Origin of the sequence: Tardiphaga sp., from assembly GCF_025356345.1 — a bacterium.
GTDB lineage: Bacteria > Pseudomonadota > Alphaproteobacteria > Rhizobiales > Xanthobacteraceae > Tardiphaga.
Window position 1 is genome coordinate 1 of the sequence record NZ_JANXTC010000220.1, and the last position, 10,011, is coordinate 10,011.

Annotated in this window: 9 protein-coding genes and 1 pseudogene; 6 read left to right on the top strand and 4 right to left on the bottom strand. The window is 64.2% G+C overall.

Translation table 11 applies throughout. From position 1 onward, the window contains the following. Both Q0S16_RS13510 and Q0S16_RS13515 read right to left on the bottom strand, forming a co-directional pair. Positions 1-268, bottom strand: a pseudogene (locus Q0S16_RS13510) (alpha/beta hydrolase); the annotation flags it as partial. Continuing rightward, complete coding sequence (locus Q0S16_RS13515) at positions 265-783, bottom strand: MarR family transcriptional regulator (RefSeq protein ID WP_295849041.1); 519 nt, start codon at positions 781-783, stop codon at positions 265-267. The gene Q0S16_RS13515 and the pseudogene Q0S16_RS13510, both read right to left, overlap by 4 nt. 319 nt (positions 784-1,102) lie before the next feature. Between Q0S16_RS13515 and Q0S16_RS13520 the strand changes: the two genes are divergently transcribed. The 6 genes from Q0S16_RS13520 (at position 1,103) to Q0S16_RS13545 (ending at position 6,455) form a co-directional block, all read left to right on the top strand. Next, positions 1,103-2,275, top strand: a complete 1,173-nt coding sequence (locus tag Q0S16_RS13520) for an ABC transporter substrate-binding protein (protein WP_295849043.1) — start codon at positions 1,103-1,105, stop codon at positions 2,273-2,275. Between the two features lie 183 nt (positions 2,276-2,458). Next, the gene (locus tag Q0S16_RS13525) at positions 2,459-3,379 is read left to right on the top strand and encodes a branched-chain amino acid ABC transporter permease (protein ID WP_295849045.1); all 921 of its coding nucleotides are present in this window, start codon (positions 2,459-2,461) and stop codon (positions 3,377-3,379) included. Between the two features lie 11 nt (positions 3,380-3,390). After that, the gene (locus Q0S16_RS13530) at positions 3,391-4,374 is read left to right on the top strand and encodes a branched-chain amino acid ABC transporter permease (RefSeq protein ID WP_295849047.1); all 984 of its coding nucleotides are present in this window, start codon (positions 3,391-3,393) and stop codon (positions 4,372-4,374) included. Continuing rightward, the gene (locus Q0S16_RS13535; protein WP_295849048.1) at positions 4,371-5,123 is read left to right on the top strand and encodes an ABC transporter ATP-binding protein; all 753 of its coding nucleotides are present in this window, start codon (positions 4,371-4,373) and stop codon (positions 5,121-5,123) included. Before Q0S16_RS13530 ends, Q0S16_RS13535 begins: the two co-directional genes overlap by 4 nt. After that, on the top strand, positions 5,123-5,821 hold the full coding sequence (locus Q0S16_RS13540) for an ABC transporter ATP-binding protein (protein ID WP_295849049.1): 699 nt from the start codon (positions 5,123-5,125) through the stop codon (positions 5,819-5,821). The genes Q0S16_RS13535 and Q0S16_RS13540 overlap by 1 nt, the downstream gene beginning before the upstream one ends. Positions 5,822-5,999: 178 nt before the next feature. After that, the gene (locus Q0S16_RS13545; protein ID WP_295849051.1) at positions 6,000-6,455 is read left to right on the top strand and encodes a cupin domain-containing protein; all 456 of its coding nucleotides are present in this window, start codon (positions 6,000-6,002) and stop codon (positions 6,453-6,455) included. A gap of 197 nt (positions 6,456-6,652) precedes the next feature. Here the strand turns inward: Q0S16_RS13545 and Q0S16_RS13550 are convergent, their stop codons facing one another. After that, on the bottom strand, positions 6,653-7,903 hold the full coding sequence (locus tag Q0S16_RS13550) for a flavin-dependent oxidoreductase (RefSeq protein ID WP_295849053.1): 1,251 nt from the start codon (positions 7,901-7,903) through the stop codon (positions 6,653-6,655). A 198-nt stretch (positions 7,904-8,101) separates the two neighbouring features. Further along, positions 8,102-10,011, bottom strand: a 1,910-nt coding sequence (locus Q0S16_RS13555; RefSeq protein ID WP_295849056.1) for a bifunctional salicylyl-CoA 5-hydroxylase/oxidoreductase, incomplete at its 5' end; no start/stop codon positions are given.

Consider the following 10,011-nt stretch of genomic DNA (forward strand, 5'->3'; position numbering starts at 1 on the left):
GGAGGCCGGCGGCGAGGTGGCTGAAGAACGAGGAATCCAGCGCCTGCCAGTAACCGCCATGGATGAAGACCACGATCGGACCGTTGTTCTCGGCAGGGAAAAAATCGATGGTATGACGCGCGCCGCTGCCATAGGGAATGACGCGCCATGCCGGCGAGGCTTCGCGATACAGCCCGGCGTCGCGCGCCCAGCCGGCGATCAGCGCCGGATTTTCCGGCACGCGCGCGCGGTTGTTGTATTGGACCTCGAGGTCGATCGCGCTGGTCACGGCGTCTTGCCATTGACGGGCTTCTGCGCCCGTTTTTGCGCCGCCTTCTGCGCCGAGCCCTTGGTCTTGGCAAGCAACCGCATCAGGTCGCGCACGTCCTTGGGCGACAGGTCCGTGAAGATTTCAGCGATCCAGGTCTCGTGCTCTTCCGCCATCTTGCGGAATTCGGCGCGACCAAGCTTAGTCAGCCGGATCACCTGCACCCGGCGGTCGGTCTCCGAGGTACGGCGATCGACATGGCCGGATTCGACCAGCCGTTCCACCAGCCCGGTGACGTTGCCATTCGACACCATCATCCGCTTCGAGACGTCCGACAGCGTCATGCCGTCCGGAACCTTGTCGAGCTGCGCCATCAGGTCGAACCGCGGCAGCGTCACGTCGAACCGTTCGCGCAGCCGGCCACGCACCTCACCCTCGATCATGGTGGTACAGGTCAGAAGCCGCAGCCATAGCCGCAGCTCGTCGCCATGATCATCGGGAAGTTCGACAGCCTTGGTCTCGGAATCGAGAATCATGATGCGATCATACCCGCCTGAGAGGCTCGCGATAGCAAGGCCGGCGAAAATCCCCAGCCCCGTCACGCGTCCGATGCTTTGACCTTCAAGGAATTGGCGGACGACCGCAAGTCAAAACGCCGCGGCCCACCACGCCGCCAAATCCGGATAATTCTTTAAGGTTCAAACAAATTGGCCTGCCGCTTGCATGACCGCCCGCGATGGTTTGCTGCGCGACTCCTTTGCTTGCGGCGACGGCCATCCTCAGAATAAGCTGAGGTTAGACACCAACGGGGTTGGCAGATTTCAGTCGTTTGAGGCGACTGACAGAGGGGAAATCATGAAGCAGCGGATCAAACTGGCCGGCCTGGCCGCCCTGATGAGCGTGACGGCCGGCTCGGCCATGGCACAGGAGAAGATCAAGGTCGGGGTAATCGTGTCGCTGTCCGGCGCCGGCGCCGTGCTCGGCCAGCAGGCCCGCGACGGCTTCAACCTCGCGGTCAAGGACCTCGGCGGCAAGATGGGCGGCAAGGACGTCGAAGTCATCGTCGTCGATGACGAACTCAAGCCCGACGTCGCCGTCACCAAGGTCAAGGGCCTGTTGGAGCGCGACAAGGTCGACTTCGTGGTCGGGCCGATCTTCTCCAACATTCTCGGCGCCATCCACAAGCCGGTGACTGAAAGCAAGACCTTCCTGATCAGCCCGAACGCCGGCCCGTCCAGCTTCGCCGGCAAGGAATGCAACCCGTTCTTCTATGTGACGTCCTACCAGAACGACCAGATCCACCAGATCCTCGGCAAGGTCGCGCAGGACCGCGGCTACAAGAAGGTCTATCTGCTGGCGCCGAACTACCAGGCCGGCAAGGACTTCGCCGCCGGCGTCAAGATGGATTTCAAGGGCGAGATCGTCGAGGAATCCTACATGCCGCTCGGCACGCTGGATTTCCAGGCCGAGCTGTCGAAGATCGCGGCGATGAAGCCCGACGCCGTGCTCACCTTCATGCCGGGCGGCATGGGCGTGAACCTGGTCAAGCAGTACAAGCAGGCCGGCCTGCTCGACCGCATCCCGTTCCTCTCCACCTTCACCGTCGATGAATCGACGCTGCCGGCGCAGCAGGACGCCGCGCTGGGCATGTTCGGCGGCTCGAACTGGGCCCCCACCCTCGACAATCCGCAGAACAAGAAGTTCGTCGCGGAATATGAGGAAGCCTACAAGAGCGTGCCGGCCACCTATGCGTTCCAGTCCTACGACGCGGCGATGCTGATCAACAGCGCGGTGGTGTCGGTCAAGGGCGACCTCACGGACAAGACCAAGGTAGCGGCGGCGATGAAAAAGGCCGACTTCAAGTCGCTGCGCGGCGATTTCAAGTTCAGCGGCAATGGCTATCCGATCCAGGATTTCTACCTGACCAAGGTTGCCAAGCGCGCCGACGGCAAGTTCCAGACCGAGATCGCGGAAAAAGTGTTCAGCAATTACGGTGACCGCTACGCCGCAAGCTGCACACCGCAGTAGGCGACGGCCTATCGACATGTCGTCCCCGCGCAAGCGGGGACCCATAACCACCGTCAGCGTAGTTGAAACAGCATAGCTACGATTACGTCGCTTTCTTTATTCCGCCAGCCTGTATGGGTCCCCGCCGTCGCGGAGACCACACGGCGGTTGTTGGATCGCCCGCGCAAGAAACACATTTTTCGCATGACTCTCACCCTTGCTTTCGTCCAGATCCTGAACGGCCTGCAGTTCGGGCTGATCCTGTTCCTGATCGCCGCCGGGCTGACGCTGGTGTTCGGGGTGATGGACTTCATCAATCTGGCGCATGGCGTGCAGTACATGGTCGGCGCATATTTCGTCGCCGCCTTCACCGCCATGACCGGCAGTTTCCTCTATGGCCTGGCGCTGGCGCTGCCGGCCGCGCTCGCCTTCGGCCTGATGCTGGAACTGCTGATCTTCCGCCACCTCTATGATCGCAGCCATCTCGACCAGGTGCTGGCCACTTTCGGCGTCATCATCTTTCTCAACCAGGCGGTCAAATTCGTCTGGGGCGCGGCGCCGCTGAACGTGCCGATCCCCGACGCGCTGTCCGGCACCATCGAGATCGCCGACGGCATGCTGTATCCGGTCTATCGCCTCGTGATCATCGCGGTCGGCCTCGGCGTCGGTCTGGCGCTGTACCTGGTGGTCAACAAGACCAAGCTCGGCATGCTGGTGCGGGCCGGCGCCAGCAATGCGGCGATGGTCTCGGCGCTCGGCGTCAATATCCGCCTGCTGTTCACCATCGTGTTCGGCGTCGGCGCCATGCTCGCCGGCTTCGCCGGCGCCATGGTGGCGCCGATCCTGTCGGTGGAGCCCGGCATGGGCGACAATGTGCTGATCCTGGCTTTCGTGGTGATCGTGATCGGCGGCATCGGCTCGATCCGCGGCGCCTTCATCGCGGCGCTGCTGATCGGCCTCGTCGACACGCTCGGGCGCTTCTTCGCGCCATCGCTGCTGAAGCTGCTGCTTGATCCCGCCACCGCCAGCCAGACCGGCCGCGCCATCGCGCCGATGCTGATCTACATCCTGATGGCCGCGGTGCTGTTCTTCCGGCCGTCCGGCCTGTTCCCGTCCAAGCAGTAACGGAAATGGCCGTGAACGATCTCACCGACCTCAACGCCGCCCCTGCCCTCGTGCCCCCCCCGCGCGCGCGACGCGTGATCGTGCTGCCGCTGATCATCTTCGCGCTGTTCGCGCTGGTGCCGCTGGCGGGCCTGTGGGGCTCGCAGGGTTTTGTGCTGTCGATCGTCACCCGCATCATGGTGTTGGCGCTGGCCGCGATGTCGCTGGATCTACTGATCGGCTATGGCGCGATGATCTCGTTCGGCCACGCCGCCTTTGTCGGGCTCGGCGCCTATAGCGTCGCCATCCTGTCGAGCCACGGCATCACCGACGGCTTCGTTCACCTCGGCACGGCGCTCGGCGTCTCCTTCATGTTCGCGCTGGTCACCGGAGCCATCTCGCTGCGCACCAAGGGCGTCTACTTCATCATGATCACGCTGGCCTTCGGCCAGATGCTGTATTTCCTCGGCACGTCGCTGGCCGCCTATGGCGGCGATGACGGCCTGACGCTGGCGACCCGCAGCACGCTGTTCGGCACAAAAATCCTGAAGAACGACATCGTGCTGTATTACGTCGTGTTCGGCTTCCTGCTGTCGGCCTATCTTTTGTTGCGCGGCATCGTCGCCTCGCGCTTCGGTCGCGTGCTTCGCGGCATCCGCGAAAACCCGGTGCGGATGGAAGCGATCGGCTTCGCACCCTATCGCTACCAGCTCACCGCCTATGTGATCGCCGGCATGATCGCCGCGATCGCCGGCTGCCTGCTCGCCAACCAGACCGAATTCGTCAGCCCGGCCTTTGCCAGCTGGCAGCGCTCCGGCGATCTGATTTTCGCGATCGTGCTCGGCGGCATCGGCTCGCTGCATGGCGCGATCCTGGGCGCGGCGGCGTTCAGCCTGCTCGCCGACATCCTGTCGCATTACACCGAACACTGGGCGCTGCTGTTCGGCCCGATCCTGGTTCTCGTGGTGCTGTTTGCCCGCGGCGGCATCGGCGGACTGTTCGGGAGCAGACCATGAGCGCCGCGCCGCTACGACTGCAGAACCTGTGCAAGAATTACGGCGCGCTTGTTGTCACCGACGACGTCTCGCTCGATATCGAGGCTGGCGAGTTGCACGCCATCATCGGCCCCAATGGCGCCGGCAAGACTACGCTGATCCACCAGATTTCCGGTCTCGCCCAGCCCAATTCCGGCCGCATCATCTTTGACGGCCAGGACGTCACCGGCCTGTCGATGGCCGCCCGTGCCCGGCTGGGGCTGGTGCGATCGTTCCAGATCACCTCGATCCTGCCACGCTTCTCGGCGCTGGAGAATGTCGCGCTCGCGGTGCAGGCGCGGTCCGGCTCCAGCTTTTGGTTTCTTGGCAATGCCGCGACAGAGACGGCGCTGAACGAGGTGGCGATGGGGCTGCTGGCGCGCTTCGGCCTGGCCGCCCGCGCCAGCGTGCCGGCGGGGCAGATGTCGCATGGCGAAAAACGCCAGCTCGAAATCGCCATCGCGTTGGCTGCGAAACCAAAACTGCTGCTGCTCGACGAGCCGCTCGCCGGCACCAGCCATGACGAGTCACAGCGGCTGATCAACACGCTGCGGGAGCTGCGCCGCGAACTGCCGATCGTACTGATCGAACACGACATGGACGCGGTGTTCGCGCTGGCCGACCGCGTCTCGGTGCTGGTCTACGGCCGCATCATCGCCTCCGGCACGCCGCGGAGCATCCGCGACAATGCCGATGTGCGCGCCGCCTATCTCGGCGAGGAGGCGCTCTGATGCTGAATGTCTCCAATCTGCAGGCCGGCTACGGCGCCGCCAAGGTGCTGTTCGATATCTCGCTGAAAATCGGCGCGGGCGAAGTCGTGACCCTGCTCGGCCGCAACGGCATGGGCAAGACCACCACGATCAACGCCATCATGGGGCTGATCCATCCGACCGGCGGCAAGGTCACCTTCGATAACAAGCCGCTCACCGGCCTGCCCTCCTATCGCATCGCCCAGGCCGGCATCGGCCTGGTGCCGGAAGGCCGGCAGATCTTTCCGACGCTGACGGTGGAAGAGAACCTGGTCGCCACCGCCGCGGCGCGGCGCCCGCCGGCGCGCTGGACGCTGAAGGATATCTACGAGCTGTTTCCGCGGCTGAAGGAACGCCGCGGCAATCTCGGCACGCAATTGTCGGGCGGCGAGCAGCAGATGCTGGCGGTCGGCCGCGCGCTGATGACCAATCCCAAACTGCTGATCCTGGACGAGGCCACCGAAGGCCTGGCGCCTTTGATCCGGCTGGAAATCTGGACCTGCCTGAAGAAGCTCAAGGCCGAGCAGCAATCCATTCTGGTCATCGACAAGAACGTCGATGCGCTGGCGGCGTTCGCCGACCGTCATGTGATCATCGAAAAGGGCCGGGTCGTGTGGACCGGCAGCTCGGCCGAACTGAAGGACGACCCGACCATCAAGGATCGCTTTCTGCATGTATAATGCCCAGACCTCGCAGCCGTCATTGCGAGGAGCCCTTGCGACGAAGCAATCCAGTTCTTCCTCGTGACTTCTGGATTGCCGCGTCGCGGAGCCTGTCATCGGGTTGGCGAAGCCGGACCCGTTGGCTCCTCGCAATGACGGCTGATGGCTCAAAGATTAAACTAAGAAGGGAAACACCATGAAAATCGAAACCGCCGGCATCACGCGCGCCAATGAGGGCATGCAGGGCATCACCTGGAACATCCTGGGCCAGGTCTATGTGCCGAAGACCTGCACCGAGGATTCGTTCTCGTGGCACGCCACCTTCCCGGTCGGTACCTTCGTGCCGCCGCACATCCATCCCGACCAGGAGGAATATCTCTACATCCTCGAAGGCCGGCTCGACTTCATGCTGGGCGGCAATGATGCGCAGGCCACACCGGGCGATCTAGTCCGGCTGCCCCGCGGTGTGCCGCACGGCATCTTCAACAAGTCGGACCAGGCCGCCAAGGTGCTGTTCTGGGTCTCGCCGACCCGCCGGCTCTACGATTTGTTCTGGGGCATCAACAACATGAAGGACCAGAACCCCGCCGACGTCGTGGCATTGGCCGCGGAGCACAACATCCACTTCCTGCCCCCGCCAGAAGGGGCGTGAGGTAGGCAGCAAGCTGGAACTGCGCGCTTCTTTTTCCTTCTCCCCTTGTGGGAGAAGGTGGCGCGGCGCAGCCGCGACGGATGAGGGATAGTAAAAAGGCCGGAGCGTGTGGCCCCCTCACCCGTCTCGAACCGCTCCGCGGTTCGATCCACCCTCTCCCACAAGGGGAGAGGGGAAGTGAGAAAGCGTCCCGCTTCTTACCCGCCAACCACCGACAATCCCGGCAGCGCCGCGAAACCGGCCTTGCTGGCATAGCCCTTCACAATGGCTTCGCGCTGCGCATAACCCAGCACGTGATCGACATTGTCAAAACCGTCCGGCGCCAGCTGCTCGACCGCATCAATGACGCCTTCAGGCCCGCCGCGGCGGTTGGCACGGACGATCTCGGCCGTCATCGGCAGCCGCTTCTTCTCGTAGGCGACCAGTGCCTGGCGCGGATGCTCGGCCGCGGCCAGCGCATCGGCCAGCGCGCGGGCATCCAGGATCGCCTGCGAGGCACCGTTGGAGCCGACCGGATACATCGGATGCGCGGCGTCGCCGAGCAGCGTGACGCGGCCGCCGGTCCAGTATGGCAGCGGGTCGCGGTCGCAGCACGGATATTCCCAGAACTCCGGCGTCGCGGTGATCAAAGCGGGCACATCGATATGCGGCACCTTGAAGCGCGCCACATGCGGCATCAGTTCATCGCGCCTGCCGGGCCGCGACCAATCCTCGCGGCGCGGCGGCAGCGAGCCGCCCTCGCCGACCTTCACCAGCACCGCCCAGTTGGTCAGGCGGTTGCCCGGCGTCAGGCCCTCGGCAATCGGATACACCACCACCTTGGCATGGAGGCCGCCAGCGACGATCATCGAATTGCCGGTCAGGAACGCCGGCCAGTCGCGGGCGCCGCGCCACAGCATCAGCCCGTTCCAGACCGGGCCGCCTTCATCGGGAAACAATGTGCTGCGCACCTTGGAGTGAATGCCATCGGCGCCGATCAGGATATCGCCGCGCGCGGTTTCGACATGCGCGCCGGCGCGGTCGAAGAAATGCGCGGTGACGCCGCCCTCGTCCTGGGTAAAGGCACCGAGCCGGCGTCCGGTATGGATCGCATCGCGACCGAGCCGCTGTTCGACGGCGGCATGGATCACGCTCTGCAGCCGGCCGCGGTGGATCGAGAATTGCGTTACGTCATGGCCGGCGCCATAGCCGCGGGCCTCGCGCCAGACTTCCTGGCCGTGACGGTTGAGATAATGCAGTTCATCGGTACGGATGGCGATCGCGTCCAGCGCATCGAGCAGGCCGAGCCCGGCCAGTTCGCGGATCGCATGCGGCAGCGTGTTGATGCCAACACCAAGTTCGCGGATCGATTCCGTCTGCTCATAGAGCGCGCAGTCGATGCCGCGCGCCCGCAGCATCAGGGCTGTGGTCAGCCCGCCAATCCCGCCGCCAACGATGATCGCCTTCATCAGCCCAACTCCACTTACCAGAACGCCGGCCTATCGCTCCCTCTCCCCGTTGGGGAGAGGGCTGAGGTGAGGGGGCGCCGGCCTCTCGATAGAGCCAAGCCCCCTCACCCGGATGTTCTCGCTTCGCTCGACATTCGACCTCTCCCCAACGGGGAGAGGTGAACGAAACGCCACGCGATATTCAGAGTGTCATCCGCCCTATTCCGCGGCAAGCGGCTTCGCCGCTTCGGCGCGCAGTTCGGCGCGGGTTTTCGGCTTAGCCTTAATTTTCAAATCGTCGAAATCCTGCTTGTCGCGGACGCTGTTGCGAAAAATCTGCTCCTTGCCGGGCATGTAAGGCGGCGGACAATAGGCATTCTTCGCGCCGTACCAGGCCGCCGCCTTGAGGGTGAAGGACGGGTCGACCAGATGCGGACGGCCCAATGCGACCAGATCGGCGCGGCCGGCAGCGAGGATGGTGTTGATCTGGTCCGCCGACGTGATGTTGCCGACGCACATCGTCGCCACCTTGCTCTCGTTGCGGACCTGCTCGGAAAACGGCGTCTGGAACATACGGCCGTAGATCGGCGACGCGTCGTGCACGGTCTGGCCGGTCGAGATGTCGACCAGATCGACGCCGGCTTCCGCGAAAGCGCGCGCGATCAACACGGCGTCGTCGCCGGTGATACCGCCCTCGGCCCAGTCGGTCGCGGAAATGCGCACCGACATCGGCTTGTGCGCCGGCCATGCCGCGCGCATCGCCGCAAAGACTTCGAGCGGGAAGCGCAGCCGGTTCTCCAGCGAGCCGCCATATTCGTCGGTGCGATGGTTAGTGAGCGGCGAGATGAAGCTGGCGAGCAGATAGCCGTGGGCGGCGTGCATCTCCAGCATGTCGAAGCCGCAGGCGTCGCCGCGCAACGCGGAGGACACGAACTCGGCCTTCACCACATCCATCGCGGCGCGGTCGATCTCATGTGGCACCTGGCTGTCCGGATAATACGGCAATGGCGACGCCGACACGATGTCCCAGGCGCCTTCCGCCAGCGAACGGTCCATACCGTCCCACATCAATCTGGTCGCGCCCTTGCGGCCGGCATGGCCGAGCTGCAGACAGATCTTGGATGCCGAGTTGCCGTGCACGAAATCGACGATCCGGGTCCACGCCGCCTGCTGCGCGTCATTCCACAGCCCGGCGCAGCCGGGCGTGATGCGGGCGTCGCGGCCGACGCAGACCATTTCGGTAAACACCAGCCCGGCGCCGCCGATCGCACGCGCGCCGTAATGCACCAGATGGAAATCGCCGGGCACGCCTTCGGTCGCCGAATACATGCACATCGGCGATACCACGGCGCGGTTAGCGAGCACCATCTCGCGCAGACGCAGCGGCTGGAACATCGGCGCCACCGGTCTCTTCAGATCGACATCGAAGCCCTTGGCGCGAACCTGTTCGGCGAAAGCCTTGTCGACTTCCCTGACGAATTCCGGCGCCCGCAAGGTGAGGTTGTCATAGGTGATGGCCTTGGCGCGGGTCATGACGCCGAAGGCGAATTGCACGGGGTCAAAATCCCAGAACCGGTCGACATGCTCGAACCACACCAGCGAGACGTCCGCCGAATGCTGGATCTTTTCGGTCTCCTCGCGGCGGCCGTGCTCATAGGCGTCGAGCGCGGCTTCCACCGTCGGCGCCTTGCCCATGGCCTCATACAGCGCGATGGCGTCTTCCATCGCCAGCTTGGTGCCGGAGCCGATCGAGAAATGCGCGGTCGCCTTGGCGTCGCCCAGCAGCACCATGTTGTCGCGGACCCAGCGCTTGTTGCGGATCATCGGAAAGTTGCGCCACATCGAGCGATTGATCAGCAGCTTATGGCCTTCGAGGAAGCCGGCGAAGATCTGCTCCATCCGGTCGGCGGATTCCTGCTCGCCAAGGCCTTCCAGGCCGGCGCGCTTGAAGGTTTCCGGATCGGTCTCGAAAATCCAGGTCGAGCGGCCCGCCTCGTACTGATAGGCATGCGCGATGAATGGCCCCCACTCGGTCTCCTCGAACAGGAAGGTGAAGGCGTCGAGCGGCCGGGTCGAGCCCATCCAGGTGAAGCGGTTCGGTCGCAAATCCACGGTCGGTTTGAAGTGGT

Bases quoted from the DNA above. Each gene is read 5' to 3' on its own strand.
- Q0S16_RS13545 (WP_295849051.1), top strand. From the start codon at position 6,000: ATGAAAATCGAAACCGCCGGCATCACGCGCGCCAATGAGGGCATGCAG.
- Q0S16_RS13550 (WP_295849053.1), bottom strand. From the start codon at position 7,903: ATGAAGGCGATCATCGTTGGCGGCGGGATTGGCGGGCTGACCACAGCC.
- Q0S16_RS13515 (WP_295849041.1), bottom strand. From the start codon at position 783: ATGATTCTCGATTCCGAGACCAAGGCTGTCGAACTTCCCGATGATCAT.
- Q0S16_RS13540 (WP_295849049.1), top strand. From the start codon at position 5,123: ATGCTGAATGTCTCCAATCTGCAGGCCGGCTACGGCGCCGCCAAGGTG.
- Q0S16_RS13520 (WP_295849043.1), top strand. From the start codon at position 1,103: ATGAAGCAGCGGATCAAACTGGCCGGCCTGGCCGCCCTGATGAGCGTG.
- Q0S16_RS13525 (WP_295849045.1), top strand. From the start codon at position 2,459: ATGACTCTCACCCTTGCTTTCGTCCAGATCCTGAACGGCCTGCAGTTC.
- Q0S16_RS13535 (WP_295849048.1), top strand. From the start codon at position 4,371: ATGAGCGCCGCGCCGCTACGACTGCAGAACCTGTGCAAGAATTACGGC.